An 18,951-nucleotide genomic window follows, 5' to 3' on the forward strand; every position below is an offset into this window, starting at 1 on the left:
TCAAATATGATGAATAAATTATATTTAAGCTCTAAATACCAAATAAACACTTTCCAACTAATTTACAAAATAAAACATATTGACTGAGAGTAAACTCTAAAGCTTATACCTAAATTTAATCTAAGATTATATCTTAATTTAGGTAGGTTTACATGAATTCTATTTCTATTAATTATCCAAAAATACCCCATTGGAATGCTGTTTTTTCTTTATTTATGGGTGTAACCAGCCTTATTTCGGCAGAGTTTATCCCGATTAGTTTACTTACCAATATTGCCAATGAACTTCATATTACCGAAGGGCAAGCAGGGCAATCTGTCACTGCTGTAGGGGTACTTGCAGTTATAACCAGTTTATTAATTGCACCTTTAACAACAAAAATAAATCCTCGCCATATTTTACTGACCTTTTCTGCTACACTTATTATATCGAACTTACTTGTCGCTCTTTCGCCAAATTTTACTATTTTGTTAATTGGACGTTCCCTCTTGGGTATATGTGTAGGTGGATTTTGGTCATTAATTTCAGCAGTAACATTACAACTTGTTCCTCAACAAAATGTTCCTCGTGCTTTAAGCGTCATCTATGCTGGCGTATCTGTTGCTACAATTATTGCTTTGCCTTTTGCAAGTTATCTTGGAGATCTGCTAGGCTGGAGAACCATCTTTTATTTGTCTGCCTTATTAGGTGTATTAACACTTGTCTGGCAGTATATTACCCTGCCCACTTTATCCACAAATAACAAAAGCAATTTTAAAGAAATGGTCAACTTATTGAATCAATCATGGGTCATTACTGGATTAATTGCTATTATTTGCAGTTATGCTGGATATCATATTTTCTTTACTTATATGAAACCGTTTTTACAATACAACTTAAACCTATCCCACGGAGGGTTAACAATAACTTTATTCTGTTTTGGAATAATAAATTGTTTTGGAACTTTGATCGCCAGCTTTTTTATCAATAGATCATTCCAAACAACCATGATTTCCATTCATATTATTCTGGGTATTGTAGCTGTTGCATTTTTATTTAATCAACATTCTTTTTTTGAAAATATTATAACTGTTTTACTGTGGGCCTTTATCTTTGGTATTATTCCCGTAGGATGGTCAACATGGATTGCCCGAACATTACCAAAACAAGCTGAAATGGCAGGTGGGTTCATGGTTGCTTCTATTCAATTATCCATCACTCTTGCAGCAGCCCTTGGCGGTATGATATTTGATCATTATGGAGTTCCAGCTCTCTTTTTGGCTGCAGCTTGTATTTTTATAATGGCTATTACTTTTACTTATTTAAGCTTTTCGCTACTCTATAAAATTACAAAAGAAAAAATATAATTTATTCATAGAGGCCATAATGTATACTATTCATAATGTTGCTAAGAAAATGAACATGAATCCTCATACTGTGCGTTATTATGCCAAAGAAGGATTATTTCCCTTTGTTCAACGAAATTCTAATGGTATCAGACAATTTCAAGAATGTGATCTAGAGTGGTTATCTCTGATCCATTGCTTAAAAAACTCGGGTATGACCCTTAAAGAGATAAAACAATTTATACAATGGATTAATGAAGGAGATAGCACTGTTGAACAAAGGTTAAATTTGTTTAAAAAACAACAGCAAAAAGTTGAACATCAATTGCAAGAGCTACAAAAAACCTTAGAAACAATTAAATATAAACGCAAATTTTATGAAGATATGAAGAAATCTCTGGATTTATAATATCCCATTGATAATTATATAACTCTCTCTTATTTTATTTTTCTGTTCAGGCATTAAAATTTTAATCAAAGAAGATAACAACTCTATTTGATAATAATCAAGTAAATAAGCTTTACTACTCAACTGATTAAAAATCTGTATATATTGATTTTCCTGCGCCTGATCTGATTTCATTGCAATTAACTTTAATAATTGTAATGTTAATTGATTCATCTCTTGACGTGCAATACAACTTTGCCTCTCCTGTAGTCTCGTGATATTACGGAAAAGTCCCTCTTGAGAATTTGTTAAAGATGACTTTGCAATTATTTGTTCTAATATTTTAATCTTAGGATTGTTTTTTATACAAAATGATGACGGCATCAAAGCAAGTGTTATAAATTCACTATTATAATTTCCACTAATTAAATCATCATAGGATTGCTGCAGACCCGTTTGTTGTCTAATAAACTTATTTTTACTCTCTATATAATCTGCGTTCTCAGAAATAAGTATACTCCATTCTTTATTTGATAAGATTTTATGAATAGATTCTACAGTTTTAATATTAATTTCTATACGATTTTGTATCAAAGACAGTAATTGATCGTAGAATGGCTTTAATTTTTGGCTAGTAACATTGTTATCTTGAAATAACACTGAGATTATTTGTTGTAATAAGCCATCATACTGCATTTTTACTATACAAGCTTGTGTATATGCCTCTCCTAGTATTTCTCGAATTTTCTTTCGTTGTTCTTGTGTCAATTCCTGCGTCAATAATGGTAGTTCAAAAGTCATTGATGCCAAATCAATATTTTGACATGCTTTTGGCATATCTGTGTAAGAACTAGGCTCATCTGCCAAGGTATTTTTGATACTAAACATCAAGAAAGAAGCTACTAAAAGACTAATTGAAAACTTAGAATAATACTTCATTTGGGATACACTTTTAACAATAAACATATTCAAATGATTATACTATCAAACAAAAAAGCCTGTCACTCCATAAAGAGTAACAGGCCTTATTAACATCTCGAATCAATCAAAGATTATGGTAATGGAGGAGGTGCTGGTGCATCTTCTGGAGCAGGTGCATCCATATCACGCAACTCTTTCATTTGTTCTTTAATCGATTTAATTTTACTATATCGTAATTTTGCTTTGGCAAGCTGTTCTGGAGTTAACACATCACGTAAAGCAAGGATTGTTTTAACATGTGCAGCCTTAACTGTTTTTTCCAAAGCTGCTTGTTTGTCTAAAATAGGTTGTAAGCTTTCAGCTGTTACCTTGCCAGAAGATAACAAAGCTGTTGCCATCTGATCATGAATTGTCTTCATACTATCGCGATTTTTGTCTTCTTCTTTACGAGCGTCAGCCATAATATCGCTCATTTTTTGCTTTTGTTCTTTGGTTAACTTAATACCTTGGAAAATCATCCCCATTGGACCTGCCCCTGGGCCAAACATTCTTGGATGATGTGGTGGAGGTGGAGGCATGTCTTCACCTGGAGGAGGAGGAGGAGCAGGATGTGCAAAAGCTGCCCCAGCAGCACCAAAGCTTAATCCACTTGCAACCACTAAAGAAGTCAGCATTTTTTTGTTAAACATTATTATAATCCCTATTTCCATTGACACAATTTAAAATTATTTCAAAACTATCCTTGTGCTCTAATAATGAGTTTTGACAATCTTTTAGGCAAAAATATGACAAATTCTGTATTTTTTCATGATCGCAATAACAAATATTTTAATAGGAGAAGATAATTTATTTCTTTAAAGTCTAATCCTATATATAAACTACACCTTTTTAGGTTATTATCTAGCTTTATCTCAGGTTTTATAATTATTCTTTAAATAACAATCCAAAAAAACTTAGAGGACACAATCTTAACTAAAGGGAACAGTATTTGTAATTCAGACTTACCAACTCGCAATATCAATTAATCAAAAAATAATATATCTTTTTACATATAAGATTTTTTAATATTGAGAGCTTTATATAAGGTTGTTGTACAAACTTTAATACGTGCAGCAGCTTCTCTAACGTTTAACCCATTTTGTAAATGTTCTTTTGCTTTTTTAAGCTTATCATCTGTCATTGCAATTGGTCTTCCACCTATTCTACCTTGGTCTCTGGCAGCTTTTAATCCAGCTTTGGTTCGCTCTTTGATTAAATCTCGTTCGAATTGTGCCAACGCTCCAAACAAATGAAAGACAAGCTTCCCACCAGGTGTTGTTGTATCAATATTCTCCGTTAAGGATTTAAAACCAACCTTACGAGCTTCTAGATCATTTACAATTTCTATTAGATGTTTTATTGATCGCCCAAGACGATCTAATTTCCATACAACTAATACATCACCCTCTCTTAAATAGGAAAGGGCTTTTAATAATTCTGGTCTATCTGTCTTAGCTCCAGAGGCTTTATCTTCATAAATGCTATCACAACCAAATTGTTTTAACGCTTTTGTTTGTAAAGCTGTATCTTGTTCAGTTGTTGATACTCTAGCATATCCAATATTAACCATAATTGACCTATATATTCATAAACTCACCTATTGCCGATAATGTTTATAAACTTATTAAATGTCAATATTTACAAAAAATTATTATTATTTAATAAAATTCTTTAAATATATGAAAAAAACAACATTATATTATCAGATAACTTTTTATTATTGACTTTTTAGTAATAGATATTTGATTAAATTTTTTTAATATTTATTTATATAATTTATTGGCTTTTCAACCCTCGTCGACTATTACTTTTAATTGTAATGATCCTGAGTATTTATATACTTCCTCATGAAATGAAATAATATAAACAAATAAATTCAACATAACTGTTATTTATATACTATAAAAAAAGAGCTGAACTTTTAACAATTCAGCTCTTAATAACATCCCTAATCTTTTGAAGGGGTAGCATAAGGGTTTTTACTATCCCTGAACTGCAGTCGTATCGGTGTTCCTGGCATATCAAAAGTAGCCCTTAACCCATTAACCAAATATCTTTGATAATCCATAGGTATCTTTGACGTTCTTGTTCCAAATAAAACAAATGTTGGTGGACGAGCTTTAATCTGAGTAATATAACGTATTTTTAAACGACGGCCTTCAACCATAGGAGGACTGTGACGCGTAATCGCTTCTTCAAACCAACGATTCAAAGCACCCGTTGGAACACGTTTATTCCATATTGCATATGCTCTACGTACGGCAGGCAACAGTTTATGGATACCTCTACCTGTCAAAGCCGAGAAAGAAACGACAGCAATCCCGTTCATTTGAGTCAATGAAATTTCAATACGATCTTTAATTGCCTGACGAACTGCTTCTCTATCTTCTAAAATATCCCATTTGTTCAAAGCAAGAACACAACAGCGCCCTTCTCTCTCAATCAAACGTGCAATTTGTAGATCTTGTTCATGCACACCCAGCTCTGCATCGATAACCAAAACCACTACTTCAGCCATCTTTAATGCTTCCAAAGAAGCCGAGACGGACATTTTTTCTAGAGTTTCATCAATTCTAGCTTTACGGCGCAGCCCTGCTGTATCAACCAGCTCTACTTCACCCTCTTCATCTCTCAAAAAGACTGAAATAGAATCTCTCGTTAATCCTGCCTCTGGTCCAGTAATAACGCGCTGTTCACCTAACAACTGATTAACCAAAGTAGATTTTCCAGCATTTGGACGCCCAACAATGGCCAATTTTAGAGGACGATCAACGTTTTCATTCTCAAAATCTTCGAACTCGTCATTTTCTTCTTCATTTGGCAAACAATCTAAGACTGCTTCTATAAGATCACCGATCCCATTACCATGCTCTGCAGAAACAGGATAAGGCTCTCCCAAACCAAAGCTATACATCTCTAATGCAGCAATATTACCCGCATTACCCTCAGCTTTATTTACTGCCAGAATAATATGCTTGCCTTGTTTTCTTAACCATTGCGCGAAATGCTCATCAACAGGATTAATACCTGAACGCGCATCAACACAGAAAATAACAACATCAGCAGATGCAACTGCACTTTCAGAGGATTGGCGCATCCGACCAAATACAGTTTGTGGATCGTCTTCTTCCCACCCCGCAGTATCCACCAAAGTTACATTGCGATATCGCAATTCAATATCAACCGATTTACGATCACGCGTAACACCTGGTTGATCATTTACAATTGCGTATCGTCTGCCTGCCAAACGATTAAATAAAGTAGACTTTCCAACATTAGGACGTCCAGCAATTACAATCACAGGTAAAGATTTAGTGGATAATGCCACGTATTTTATTCCTATCCAAAAGCAGTCAATTTGCCATTTTGTCCAAGGACCAGCAAATTCTCATTAACAATTACCGGGGCAAGCGCTGGCGTAATATCTGTTTTCACAACCTTTGTTACCTTCCCCGTTGCGGGATCAATGGTCACCAAACCATTATCCCCAAAATCACTGATACAAATCAACTGACCACCACCCAATACGGGACCATACCAAGCAATAGGATCTTTTGATTTTTCTTCATTTTTAAAGCGTCGCAACTGAGTAACCCAACGTACTCTGCCTGTGACACGATCTAAACAAGCAAGTTGTTGATCCAATGATAACGCAAACAACCAATCTGATATAACAACCATTGCATTTTGACCAGCCGCTTCACGTTCCCATAATCTTCGACCTGAACGCACATCAATCGCAACTAATACAGAACCAACACTGATTGCATAAACCGTACCGTCAACAATGACTGGTAATGCACTAATCGCAGAAAAATCTGTGTCTGAATCACGACCGCTGCGCCCCAAAGTCTCAGTCCAAATTTGTTCACCTGTTTCAGCACGTAAGGCAACCAAATCCCCTGTGCCAAACCCTGCAACAATAATTCCATCAAAATAAGCAGGCGCTGGTTGTCCAAACAATTTAGTTTGTACGCTGCCTGTTTGATAAGACCAAATTTGATTTCCTGTCTTGGAATCCAAACAAAAAAGACTGCCATCAATCGTGCCAAAATATACACGCTCATCAACAATCGTTGGTGCAGAGCGCCCTGGAGTACCAACGTCTATTCGCCAGACAACATTACCTGTATTGCGATCCACACGTAACGTTTGTGCCACACCATCAACAACATATAGCGCATCATCAGTGAGGCCTATACCACCACCGAGATTACTAGATTTTGAACCTTTTTTATTAGGATTTAATTTCCATAAAACTTTTTTTGTTTTCCAATCAAAAGCTGTCACTTTTCCTACAGCATCAACTGTGAAAAAACGTTCGCCATCAACGACTGGGGTTGTACTCACAATTCCTCTGCCTTTTGATCCTAAGGCCATAAACGCCAAAGGGCTTGGCTCTGAATTTCCAGAACCAATGCTGCAATCCCATCTTTTTCTCACTCCACCGATAGCACTATGAATAGAAGTGTGGCTTGGAACCCGTCCTTCTTGCATCCATTTTGAATCGATAACAGGGGCGGGAATGGTAATAGGTGTATGATCGTCCTGATCCACCATTAATCCTGCACCAGAGCTGAATACATCTGCACGTTTACCAACCAAAATAGGTTTGCTATTTTTATGCCCACAAGCAACCAGCGCCATGCTGCCTCCAGTGGCCAGTAATATCGAACGACGAGAAAAACCTTTATGCGTTGCAGGCAAAGATTTTGTCATGGGTTACCCTTTTTATTAACGGTTTTATTATGAGCAATAATTTGTAACATTACACTGGCACGTTGACGTAATCCTGGTGAGGTATTCATATCTATTGATAATTGACCAAAAATTTGGCGTGCCTCAATCAACTTTCCTGTCCGTAAATTTAATAATGCTTCGGATTCTTTGAGCAATCCATACCAAGGCGTTTGCTGTCCAAGCAATTCATTTATACGAGTACGAAGATCCGCAGGAGACGCGTTATCAAGATGATGTTGTATCCACAACAAACCTGCCAAAGAACGAAAAGCTGAAGATGCCGTTTGATCAGCCCTCAAAGTTTCCCAAATAACAGAGGCCTCTTTAATTTTACCTTGATCAGCAAGCAAGCCTGCCCGCTCCAATTGAGACAATGCACGTATTGATTGAGGTGAATGATCCGATAATGTTTTTAATTGTTTAATTGCTGCATTTTTAGCATCAACTGGAACTGTTTGACCTTCCATCATTGGAATAACAGGCTGCATCGTATTAAAATAAGAAAAGGAAGCCGCTTGTATAGCTTTATGATGTTGCCAGCTTTTATATTGCCATATCCCCAACGCCACAAGAGCAACAACAATTAGTACAACTACAAAAACAACATAACGGCGTGCTGCATTTTTTATTGTCTCTGCGCGCATATCTGCGTCAATCTCTTTTAATAGGTCCTCAGACACCTACTCGTACTCCCTTTTCTCATCACAGAATGCCTGCCTTTATCTTTGCCTATAAAGCAGCTTAAACATCTACATAACCTATTTTTTAGGTTTTGCCCCTAATTTTTTTCCACCTGCTTTTAATTCAGTCTGTATTTTAGTTAAGTTCGCTGTAATACGATTACGTACATCTGTTGTTGTTTTTTTATAAGGTTCCATATCCGCAGCAGCTTTTTGACTTATAGCTGTTTGTTTTGCATGTGCAGCCTTTGCAACGCAAGCATAATATGCACGTGAAGCTTTATCATAAGCTGTATAATGTTCAACACTGCTGTTATAATTGGTTACATTGGATACATTGATGGTTGGTGCTTTGGGTTCGTGACCACAACTTGCTGCCCAATCCTGAGCAAACGCAGAACCACCCATAATCAACCCTAAACCAACAATTCCTGCTTGTAATACTATTTTCATCTCTATAATCCTAAAATCAATTTACGTATTTATAAATAACTCAAATTAAACAATTATTCTATGGTAAAAAATTAACCAGTTCGCCTTTTGGTCTACCCAACATTTCATCATTTTGCATAACAACACGCCCTTTGACAATTGTTACCATCGGCCATCCCTTAACTTCTACTTGATCATAAGGGGTCCATCCTGCTGGAGATACAATCCAGTCATTGGTAATAATGCGTTTCTTTTGCATATCTACTAGCGTAAAATCTGCATCGTAACCCACTTGGATACGCCCTTTAGAAGGCATCCCATAAATTCGTGCTGGATTAGCCGACATTACATCAACTAAACGACTTAAAGATAATCGCCCCTCATTTACATGATTTAACATCAACGGCACAATTGTTTGAACCCCTAACATTCCAGAAGGACAACATAACCAAGGTTGTGCTTTCAAACTAGGATCATGAGGCGCATGATCCGATGAAACCACATCAACAACTCCGTTACGCACAGCTTCCCAACAAGCATCATAATGACGTTTGTCACGAATAGGTGGATTCATTACCGCAAAGCCTTTTAACCGCTCATAACATTCTGGGGCAATTTGCGTTAAATGATTAGCCAATACTTCAACGGTGGCAATGTCTTTATGATCAACCAACCACTCCATTTCTTCTTGAGTAGTGGTATGGAGAATGTGTGCTGGACGACCTGTTTTACGTGCAAGAGCAATAATACGACGTGTTCCTAGAAACGCAGTTTCTTCATCGCGCCATTTACTATGATTTTCATAAGGCATTCCTTCACAAAAAAGTTTTTTTCTTTCTTGCAGGCGATACTCATCTTCGGCATGATAGCAAACACGACGATGCCCATGCAACATAACTTGTTCCAGGCTTGCATCATCCTCTACCATTAATGAACCTGTTGAAGAACCAGCATAAACTTTAATGCCGCATACACCCTTTTGAGATTCTAAACTCGCTAAATCTTTAGTGTTTTCACGGGTTGCACCAATATAAAACCCAAAGTTGATCCAGCTGGTTTCAGAAGCACGCTTTTGCTTCCATTGCACTGTTTCCAAATCAGCCGTAGCCGGATTGGTATTTGGCATATCAAAAACCGTAGTTAATCCACCCAAAGCCGCAGCCTTAGTTCCAGTTTCAATTGTTTCAACCAGAGCATTTCCCGGTTCTCGAAAATGGACATGACAATCCATTAATCCTGGCAATACATGCAATCCTTGGGCGTCAAGAATTTGTTCTGCCTCATCGCTTATCTCAACAGTCAAAGAAATAATACGGCCATTTTTAATACCAATATTCGTTTTTTCCTCACCCCAAGGAAAAACACAAACGCCATTTTTTAATATTAAATCGTAATGCATCGTTTCACTTTACTTTTCTTCTAAGCTGCCAAAATATCAGTTACGGAACCGTTTGGAGATTTCCCCACAATATGTATTTGATGCCACAAAGCATAAAACAATAAATTCCATGCCATATAGCGCTCTTTTCGACCAGAGGCTTTCTCAAATAATTTTGCTATTTTATCAGAAAAAGCAATTTCTTGTATCCCTATTTGTTTAGAAACTAATGGTGCCAAAATCAATGCTTGTTGTTCAATCCACAAACCAATGGGAACACTAAAACCTAATTTCGCTGTGAAAGGTCTGGATTCAGGAAAATTTTGTTCTAACCACTTGCGTAAAATCCACTTTCCCTGCCTATTTTGAACTTTTAACGAATCAGACAGATTAAATGCAAATGCAGTTATTTGTTTATCTAAGAAAGGAACACGACCTTCTATTCCATGTGCCATTAAACATCGATCAAGTTTGATTAACAAATCATTCGGCAACCAGGTCTCTATATCAATTTTTTGTGCTTTAGTTAGGCGTGACAGGCCAGAAAAATCATATTGATTTTCAAACGCTATGATTTCATCCCGCCATGAAGTAAGATCAACGTTCAAATAATCTGTCTGATCAAAAACACCCTTACGATACATCTTCCTGCCACCTTTCCACCAAGGCTGGCTGGCTTTACGGTAACGACCATACCCAGCAAAAAGCTCATCACCACCCTCACCTGATAAAATAACCGTCACATTCTTACTGGCTTCTTTGGCTAAAAACCAAGTAGGGATGATTGCATAATCCGCTACTGGATCATCCATACAGCCCACGATCTGAGGTAAATGTTGCCACACTTGTTGTTGGGTAATGGAATAAATATGATGCTCTGCCCCAACTTGTTTTGCTAAAAACGCTGCCTGGTCCGTTTCATCTGCAACATACCCTTGATGCGTATCCGTTTCAAAACGCGCCGTCCATGCTTTTACCCGTTTTTCTTGGCCTAAACGTTGCATCATTTTTAAAATAATTGAACTATCGATACCACTAGATAGAAACAGACCAAAAGGCACATCAGAGCGTTCATGAATGCGCACTGTATCTTCAAGAATTTGATCAAGTTGCTTCAAAGCAAGATTTACATCAAAAATTTCTTGAGTTTGGTTTTTAAAGACTTCTATACGATCCTTCCTGAGGATCGTGCCATCTTTAATGACCAGCGTTTCTCCGGGTAATAAGCGATGAATATTCTCAAAAATCGTCTCTTGCCCTGGCACAAACTGAAGTTGTAATAAAGCCGCCAATCCTTGTTGGCGAAGTAAAGGTTGAACAAAACCAGCTTTGATCAAAGCTTGTGCTTCAGAAGCAAAAACAATCCCTTGTTCAACACAAGCATAATATAAAGGTTTAACTCCAAATGGATCACGACTTAAAATAACTGTGTATTCATCCATATCAACCAATGCAATCCCGTACATGCCTCGCAATTTTTCTGGAAATTTTTCTTTGAATTGCTGCCATAATGGGATTATTCCCTCGCAATCACTGCCTGTTTGAAAAGGATAATCTGAAAAACTATGACGAAGCTCTAGATCATTATAAATTTCACCATTAGCAACCACAAACTGTTTATCTTGAAAGGATAAAGGTTGTTTCCCACCCTCAAGATCAATAATAGAAAGACGCGTATGAATTAAAACAGCATGTTGCCCCACCCATTCTCCATTTCCATTTGGACCACGGTGGACAAGAGCCTCTTTTAATAATTTTTTTTGTTCATCAGAAACTGAACATCCTGGTTTAAGGGCAATTCCTGCCAGACCACACATTACACTTTTTCAACTTTACTCAAGAAGTCATACCATTGTTGCAATACTGTTTCTTTACTAAATTCTGTTTCGAATTTTTTCCTACCTGCTTTTGCTATTTTACTTGAAAAGTCAGCACTATCCAACAGTTTTTGTATTGATTGAGCAAGTAATTTTTCATCCTCCAAAGGAGATAACAACCCATTCTCACCATCAGTAATTAACTCTAATGGACCTTGAGATGCCAAGGCAGCCACTGGTTTTGTTGCTGCAAATGCTTCTAGTACAATATTTCCCAACGGTTCATGACGTGAGGAACAAACAAACACGTCACAGGCCCCTAATAGCTGAGAAATATCTTCTACCCATCCTGGCATATGCACACGGTCTGAAACATTTAATGTTTCTGTTAATTGCTCAAGATGAGCACGCTCTTCCCCTTCACCAGCAATGAATAAGTGTGCATCTTTAAGAAAAGGCATAGCCTTAATTAAGGTATCAAATCCTTTATTGGTATGTAAACGCCCCAACGCAAGCAAGAAAGGCGCTGTTTGAGGAATAAAATTAGGACGTTTTGGAACGACATTAGGAAAATCTCTAGCAAAATTAGGTACATAATGTGCCCGATCCTTTGGCCAACCTTGTTCAATTAACCATTTAACAATCCCTTTGGTATTCCCGACCAAATGGTCACAATTTTTGTAATATTTCAAATCGTAAAACCCACCTAATCGCCCCACAGAAACCCAATCACCTACTGGCATGAAATAAGCTGCCCTGTTCATCCAAGCCACTGATACCCTCGGAGAAAATTCAGTTAAATATTGTTTTAATTTACGCTTAGTCCTAAAATCCATTTTGCTACCAAAAGAGAGCTCTCTTGGGCATAATCCAGCGTTTCTTAATAATTCGAACCGATTTTGATTTTGACGAATAATAGGTAAAACATTCAATCCTTGTTCATATTGAGCGGCACAAAGTCGTTCATAAAATAACTCTGCCCCCCCATTAACTGCACCCGCCATTACATGAGCAATACGTAATTTATCCATTTATTCAATCCAATTCAAAATCTATATATATTAATGAATAATTGTATTTTGTTGTTCTAACATTTTTTTCAATACTTCAAAAACCCTATCAACAGATAAATTATCCATTGATGCTTTACCTTCTTCACCCTCAGCCACAACAGCCTGTGAATTAAGCCCTGCTGGGGCATATTCTGAAACTTGGCTTGGACCAAACAATCCTAAGACAGGAATTTGACAAGCAGCTGCTAAATGCATCAATCCTGAATCATTACCAACAAATGCTTTACATCGCAAAAACATTGATGCAACCTGAGATAATGTAAAATCACCCCCCACGTTAATAATCGGCAAACCCTCATTTAATAACGGTTTAGCCATTTCATATTCTTGTAAACCTGGCCCGTAAAAAACTGCAAATTGGCTTTTTGGAAACTCTACTAATATTTTTTTTGCCAAGACTATAAAGCGGTCAATACTCCAAACTTTACCTGCCCAATTTGCTGTTGGTGCTAATGCTATATAATGATTATCAGACAAATACTGTTTGGCAAGATCAATATCTTGTTCTCCTGTCCACATCATGGGCAACGGTGCAGGCTGTAAATTAAAAGATTTTGCCAAATACTCTATTTTTCTTTCTTTGATACGCCCACCACGGATAATCTTACGGTTTTTAGCCCACAAAGCATAGCTGATACCCGATCCCCTAAGGTCTACAACCATGTCCCAGTGACATAAAAAACATTGTTTCCATAATTTAAACCAATGCATATCATAGCGTTGTTTTTCCATAATAATCGTTTTTTTGCGTCTAGGCATTCTCTCAAACACCCCCGCAGCGACTGGGCCACAAGCAATGGTAAAGTCAGCATTAGGATAAGTTTGTATTAAATAGTTTAATATCCCAGTAGAGATGACGGCATCTCCCAATCGGGTTGAAGTAATAAACAAAATATTTTTTATTGTAGATGATTGCATATCATACTTATACTGGGCAAAATAATATCTACAAAGAATATTATTTTATCTCGCTTTAAAGGTCTATACAGAATGACAGATTCATCCATTAATTCTTTTTTATCCATGATGAAATTTAATTCAGACGGGTTAATTGCTGCAATTGCTCAGCAACATGATACAGGCGAAGTATTAATGATGGCTTGGATGAATAAAGAATCGATTATAGAAACCCTTGAAAAACAACAAGTTTGTTATTATTCTCGCAGCCGCCAAAAATTATGGCGCAAAGGTGAAACTTCTGGACAAGTTCAAATGCTGGTTGAAATGCGCCTTGATTGTGATGGAGATACACTTTTATTATTGGTTGATCAAAAAGGAGTAGCTTGTCATACAGGAAGACGCAATTGTTTCTTTCATGCTTATCGTCATGGAGAAATTGTTGAGGTTAGCAAGCCATTAATGGATCCAAATCAACTTTACCATCAATAATTATCAATAAGAGCAACATTATGAGTGCAACGACACATAAAATTTGGCTATTAGCTGGTGAAACCAGTGGGGATGAATTGGGTGCCAAACTAATCAAAGCTTTGCGACATTTCAATCCTGACCTAAAATTTTATGGTGTTGGTGGAACAAAAATGCAGGAACAAGGCATGGAAATTTTATTTCCTATGCAAGACTTAGCCGTAATGGGCTTGGTTGAAGTGCTGCCGAAGATCCATATGTTATCCAATCGATTAAACCAAGCGGCACAAGATATTCAACTGAAACAGCCTGATGTCGTGGTCACAATTGACAGCCCTGGTTTTTCTTTGCGGCTGCTAAAAAAGATTGCAGATTTACATATCCCCAGAGTGCATTATGTTGCCCCTCAAGTATGGGCATGGCATGAAAGCCGAGTGAAGAAATTCCCTGGATTATGGGAAAAATTACTTTGTTTACTGCCTTTTGAAAAATCATTCTTTGCTAAACACGGGCTGGACAGTGCATTTGTAGGGCATCCTATTTTAGAAACCGATGTGCATCATGGCAATGGCCAGCAATTTCGAAAAGAACATCAAGTTCCTGAAACTGCTCCAGTTTTATTATTAATGCCTGGCAGTCGTCGTTCAGAACTCCCTAAATTAATGCCAGTCTTTAAACAGACTTTAGTTTTATTAAAACGTCAACTGCATGATGTAGTTGCTGTTATTCCAACCTCCCCCCTTGCCAAAGAACACGTTGAGCATACAGTACAGGACTGGCCTATTAAACCAATTATCATTCATGATCAACAAGATAAATATAATGCTTATGCCGCCGCCAATGCTGCCTTAACCAAATCTGGCACAACAACGCTGGAACTCGCTTTGGCCAAAGTGCCCATGATCGTTACTTATCGCGTAAATCCTATCACAGCGATGATTGCCAGACGTATGATCAAGGTTCCTTACGTTTGTATGTTAAATTTATTAGCAAACAAGGAAGTTGTGCCTGAGTTATTACAAGAAGACTGCAACCCCGCACATTTAACAGCAACATTACTGGGATTATTGACAGATCCACAAAAAGCCAAAGCTCAACAAGATGCTTTTACCGAAATTATGCACCAACTTTCTGGCCCGAATGATGAGCTGCCTTCCCGTGTCGCTGCCAAAGAAATTTTGGGAATGATTAATGGCTAAATTATATGACAACTTAACGGATTATTATAAGATTGTTTTTTTGCTATATGATTACTAATCCTTTGTTCACTATAAAACATAAACCATTCAGAATATTTTTCTCAGTTCAATAAGTTAGATTGATATATAAATAATGTCCGCAAAGCTACAAGGTATTATCTTAGTCCTCCTCGGCACGATCAGCTATGGGCTACCAGCTTCTTTGATTAAACTGTCTAAACAAGACGGCATCACTGAAGCTAATATTCTTTTTTTTCAATTCTTTTTTGGCTGCCTTGCTTTGGGCATACTCTATTTCTTTAGCAGCAAGAAAATTAACCCCAATGAAACACAATTAGACCCCAGCGCAAAAAGACACCTTATTCTGTCTGGTACAGCTTTGGCACTAACAAACTCTTTTTATTTTACTTCATTAGAATATGTGTCCGTTGCCATTGCCGCCGTGATGCTGATGCAATCGGTTTGGATTACTTCAGTTTTAGATTTTTTCTTTAAAAAAACTATCCCTTCACCTATTCAAATCCTCTGTATTATCGGTGTTTTATTAGGAACAATCTTAACAACCAATCTCATCGGCACAGAAATTGTTATTTCTCCATTAGGATTATTTTTAAGCTTCATGTCAGGTGTTTGTTATGCCATAACAATTATGGTTACCAATAATTTAGCCCCTCAAGCATCTGCCTTTGGAAGAGCATATTATATTTCATTGGGTGCTTTTATTATCATTTGTATTCTTTGGGGATGGTCAATTAATCTTTCAATCATTCCTTTATCCTTAAAATGGGGAATGATTATCGCTTGTTTTTCCATTATCTTACCATTGTTACTTTTTGCAAAAGGTATGCCAAAAATAACAGCAGGAATTGGCGGTGTTTTATCAGCACTGGAATTACCTGCTGCGATTATTTTTGCTTATTTCATTCTTAATGAACAGATTAGTATTTTACAATTTACTGGTGTTATTGTAATTTTTATTGCAATTAGCAGTGTTAATTTAACAAACAACAAATCTATCAAAGAGTAAGATTTATAAAATACTTAAATACCGTCATAAAACATACATAACGGTATTTAAGTATTATGTGATTCCATTAAAAATTCAGTGTTGTCCCTAACATCCCATTAACACCATGACTGTTTAACCCAGCACCATAGTAATCAGCACTGATATTAAATGACCACTGCCCTCTTTTAGCGGTTAAACGGGCACCTGCTTTATAGATATTAGGGCTGTTGAATGCTGAATATTGTCTAACGCCTACTCCATAAATAGTACCATATTGATTAACACTGGCATTATTTAAAATTCGTTCATACCCCAATGTAACCCCAGGCATAAAACTCCATTGTCCAGAGTGTAATGGATCAAAGTTAATATCCATATTGGCAACAAGACTTGGTTGTATTTTATCGTATTTAGACATATTTAATGCCAGCTCACTCCCTTTCTCTCGAACACGACCTAAATGTAAACTGGTCACTTGTATCCCAACTGAAGGATCAATCGTGAATGATTGTGCTTTGAATAACCATCCAGCCATAGTACGACCACTATAATAAGCACCGCTGGTATTACCATTTGTTGTACCAAAACCATTCCCTAATTGGCGTTCGCTTTGATAATTAACATAGCCGATATTTGCCTGTGCCCTTATCCATGCACCAGAATTATCAAGCCCTCTAAAGGCATAGTTTCCACCCAATGTCACAAAACCACTATTAGTAGTCACACGTCCACCATTGCTGTTAACATTACCATAATTATAACCCACCCCACCGTTAACCGATAGTTTTTGATTAAAACGATGAGTTAATCCAAAGACAGTGCCACCTGTATATTCATTACTGGAATTGAAACCTTTTCTTGCATCTGTGCTAAGGTAATTACTTAACCCCTGCATCCAAAATGCGGTTTCACCCTTTTTCATTTCTCTGCCTGTTGTCAAAGGCATCAGCATATCATTCATTTTAGAAGGCTGGCGCAATAAATAACTTGCTGCATCAGCGTAAACTTGTCCACCGACACGTATTTCCAAACCATTCAACGTGCCTTGATCGATTGCGGATTGAAGATAGTAATTATAATTTGTGTAAGCCCCCGACAGAGCAGTACCTTGTAATGCATTTAATAGATTGGCACCAGAAGCAGCATTGCCTTTAAAATTTTCTTGTCCAGGCAAAGTTAGGTAACGCACCATCTTTCCGCGCAAGACATAGATAGTGGCTTGATCCAACCCCAATCCCTGCTTAAGATAATTATCCATTGTACCATAAGTTTTAGTAACTTGATCTAACCCTGCTTCGAGCCAAGATTGATCTACAGACATAATGGTTCGGTAAGAATCCTGCATAGACACAGGTAATTTTGCCACCGTTGCATTAATACGTGAAGCTGTGTATGCATTTGTTGCTAGATAATTAGATATAATATCTTGTTTATCCACACCTGCGAGAGACTGTAGTACTGCTGCAGTCCAGCCCGTGCGATCTTTTCCAGCTGTACAATGAAATAAAGCCGCAGAATCAGCATTTGCCAGTATTTTTAACTCATTACCAAAACCAGATCTGGCATAAGGATCGGTTACAAAGTTGCGCTCTGTTTGCTGCATCATACTATTGATCTGATCTTTGTTTAAACTACCATAATTTAGGGTAACAACACTATTTTGATTGCCTATAATATCAACATGGTAATAAGAAGTATTTGGAGAAAGTGTATCTGGTGTTGTTGCTATTTCCGCATCTGTTCTCAGATCAATAACAGTGCCTATATTTAATTTTTCCATCACACTAAGGTCATTACCAACAGGTGTTATTGCATTAGAACGATAAAAAACTCCAGGTCTCATCACTCCATTATGAGATGTCGAATAGGCTGTATCAATTCCAGCAAGATCACGAAAATTATCCATCCCTTGTAATTGAGGGGTATTTAATTGCGTTGTTTGTGCCAACGCAATATCCGTAACGCATAATAACGGAATAATAAATAATAGGCTGGCAATACAAGAAGAGGATAGAAAAGAAAACTTTACGTTCATGATAAACCCATCGTTATAAATAAAAATTATACTAATAGGTTTAGAGAACAATGTTAATAAATAACAATGAAGATATCATTAAGAAATTATTAAGATTTTATGATATATCACCATCATATTGAAATAAAATTTGATTATATGGAATTAAATCTTATTCAACTTTTGATAATAACGCTTTATCACAACCAGAGCTGGAACATTCTGTTTCAATTGATTTTAACAATTCAATGCGTGCTGTCATTTTATCATTTACACAATTTACGGCTACAGTACCACCATTAGAACATTCATTATCACGAGCTCTGATCCATTGGATTTGTGCTTGTTTAACTTCTTTTTTTTGTTCAGGTTTTAAAACTTTAATAGTTTTCCCATATTGCTCATTAATTTCTTTATCCAATTGAGTCATTTTTAAAGATGCACAATAGGTTCTATCATAAGCATTAATAGGATTGTTGCAGCTCATGGAAAATGCTGCTGGAACCAAAACAAATTGAGCCATGAGACCAGTAATAACAAGTGTTTTTTTAATCATGATCATATCTCT

At 36.8% G+C, this 18,951-nt stretch carries 18 protein-coding genes; 5 read left to right on the forward strand and 13 right to left on the reverse strand.

Going from position 1 to position 18,951, the window contains the following annotated elements:
* Positions 1-152 precede the first annotated feature (152 nt).
* The gene (locus QMN76_RS02640; protein ID WP_282023864.1) at positions 153-1,346 is read left to right on the forward strand and encodes an MFS transporter; all 1,194 of its coding nucleotides are present in this window, start codon (positions 153-155) and stop codon (positions 1,344-1,346) included.
* Positions 1,347-1,365: 19 nt separating this feature from the next.
* Positions 1,366-1,734, forward strand: a complete 369-nt coding sequence (locus QMN76_RS02645; RefSeq protein ID WP_282023863.1) for a MerR family transcriptional regulator — start codon at positions 1,366-1,368, stop codon at positions 1,732-1,734.
* Here the strand turns inward: QMN76_RS02645 and QMN76_RS02650 are convergent.
* The 11 genes from QMN76_RS02650 to QMN76_RS02700 form a co-directional block, all read right to left on the reverse strand.
* A complete protein-coding gene (locus QMN76_RS02650; RefSeq protein ID WP_282023862.1) occupies positions 1,729-2,652 on the reverse strand; it encodes a hypothetical protein in 924 nt (307 codons plus the stop codon). The two genes, QMN76_RS02645 and QMN76_RS02650, sit on opposite strands and share 6 nt — an antisense overlap.
* Before the next feature lie 113 nt (positions 2,653-2,765).
* Positions 2,766-3,323 (reverse strand): Spy/CpxP family protein refolding chaperone, encoded by a 558-nt coding sequence (locus QMN76_RS02655; protein WP_282023861.1) that lies wholly within the window; start codon positions 3,321-3,323, stop codon positions 2,766-2,768.
* 356 nt (positions 3,324-3,679) lie between these two features.
* Positions 3,680-4,243: a recombinase family protein gene (locus tag QMN76_RS02660; RefSeq protein ID WP_282023860.1), complete on the reverse strand. Its 564-nt coding sequence runs from the start codon at positions 4,241-4,243 to the stop codon at positions 3,680-3,682.
* A gap of 378 nt (positions 4,244-4,621) precedes the next feature.
* Positions 4,622-6,001, reverse strand: a complete 1,380-nt coding sequence (gene der / locus QMN76_RS02665; RefSeq protein ID WP_282023859.1) for a ribosome biogenesis GTPase Der — start codon at positions 5,999-6,001, stop codon at positions 4,622-4,624.
* An 11-nt stretch (positions 6,002-6,012) separates the two neighbouring features.
* Positions 6,013-7,392 carry an outer membrane protein assembly factor BamB family protein gene (locus QMN76_RS02670; RefSeq protein ID WP_034336656.1) on the reverse strand — a complete coding sequence of 460 codons (1,380 nt, stop codon included), beginning with the start codon at positions 7,390-7,392 and terminating at the stop codon, positions 6,013-6,015.
* A complete protein-coding gene (locus QMN76_RS02675; protein WP_051461807.1) occupies positions 7,389-8,093 on the reverse strand; it encodes a tetratricopeptide repeat protein in 705 nt (234 codons plus the stop codon). The genes QMN76_RS02670 and QMN76_RS02675 overlap by 4 nt, the downstream gene beginning before the upstream one ends.
* A gap of 78 nt (positions 8,094-8,171) precedes the next feature.
* Positions 8,172-8,546 (reverse strand): hypothetical protein, encoded by a 375-nt coding sequence (locus tag QMN76_RS02680; protein WP_282023858.1) that lies wholly within the window; start codon positions 8,544-8,546, stop codon positions 8,172-8,174.
* Positions 8,547-8,604: 58 nt separating this feature from the next.
* Positions 8,605-9,924 (reverse strand): dihydroorotase, encoded by a 1,320-nt coding sequence (locus QMN76_RS02685; RefSeq protein WP_282023857.1) that lies wholly within the window; start codon positions 9,922-9,924, stop codon positions 8,605-8,607.
* Positions 9,925-9,944: 20 nt separating this feature from the next.
* Positions 9,945-11,720, reverse strand: a complete 1,776-nt coding sequence (gene asnB, locus QMN76_RS02690) for an asparagine synthase (glutamine-hydrolyzing) (protein WP_282023856.1) — start codon at positions 11,718-11,720, stop codon at positions 9,945-9,947.
* Complete coding sequence (locus tag QMN76_RS02695) at positions 11,720-12,751, reverse strand: glycosyltransferase (RefSeq protein ID WP_282023855.1); 1,032 nt, start codon at positions 12,749-12,751, stop codon at positions 11,720-11,722. The genes asnB and QMN76_RS02695 overlap by 1 nt, the downstream gene beginning before the upstream one ends.
* Before the next feature lie 30 nt (positions 12,752-12,781).
* Positions 12,782-13,711: a glycosyltransferase family 9 protein gene (locus tag QMN76_RS02700; protein ID WP_034336644.1), complete on the reverse strand. Its 930-nt coding sequence runs from the start codon at positions 13,709-13,711 to the stop codon at positions 12,782-12,784.
* A 72-nt stretch (positions 13,712-13,783) separates the two neighbouring features.
* Here QMN76_RS02700 and hisI point away from each other — a divergent pair, with 72 nt between their 5' ends.
* The 3 genes from hisI to QMN76_RS02715 all read left to right on the forward strand — a co-directional run bounded on the left by hisI (position 13,784) and on the right by QMN76_RS02715 (position 16,387).
* Positions 13,784-14,182, forward strand: coding sequence for a phosphoribosyl-AMP cyclohydrolase (gene hisI, locus QMN76_RS02705; protein WP_034336641.1), 399 nt, complete (start codon positions 13,784-13,786; stop codon positions 14,180-14,182).
* Between the two features lie 20 nt (positions 14,183-14,202).
* Positions 14,203-15,360, forward strand: coding sequence for a lipid-A-disaccharide synthase (gene lpxB, locus QMN76_RS02710; protein ID WP_282023854.1), 1,158 nt, complete (start codon positions 14,203-14,205; stop codon positions 15,358-15,360).
* Between the two features lie 133 nt (positions 15,361-15,493).
* Positions 15,494-16,387, forward strand: coding sequence for an EamA family transporter (locus QMN76_RS02715; protein WP_034336637.1), 894 nt, complete (start codon positions 15,494-15,496; stop codon positions 16,385-16,387).
* 67 nt (positions 16,388-16,454) lie between these two features.
* On the opposite strand, the gene QMN76_RS02720 is transcribed toward QMN76_RS02715, so the two are convergent.
* The gene (locus tag QMN76_RS02720; protein WP_282023853.1) at positions 16,455-18,404 is read right to left on the reverse strand and encodes a tyrosine-protein phosphatase; all 1,950 of its coding nucleotides are present in this window, start codon (positions 18,402-18,404) and stop codon (positions 16,455-16,457) included.
* 151 nt (positions 18,405-18,555) lie between these two features.
* Positions 18,556-18,939, reverse strand: coding sequence for a lysozyme inhibitor LprI family protein (locus QMN76_RS02725; protein ID WP_282023852.1), 384 nt, complete (start codon positions 18,937-18,939; stop codon positions 18,556-18,558).
* Positions 18,940-18,951: the final 12 nt, after the last annotated feature.

This window comes from Commensalibacter papalotli (ex Botero et al. 2024) (assembly GCF_947179115.1).
Taxonomy (GTDB): Bacteria; Pseudomonadota; Alphaproteobacteria; order Acetobacterales; family Acetobacteraceae; genus Commensalibacter; species Commensalibacter papalotli.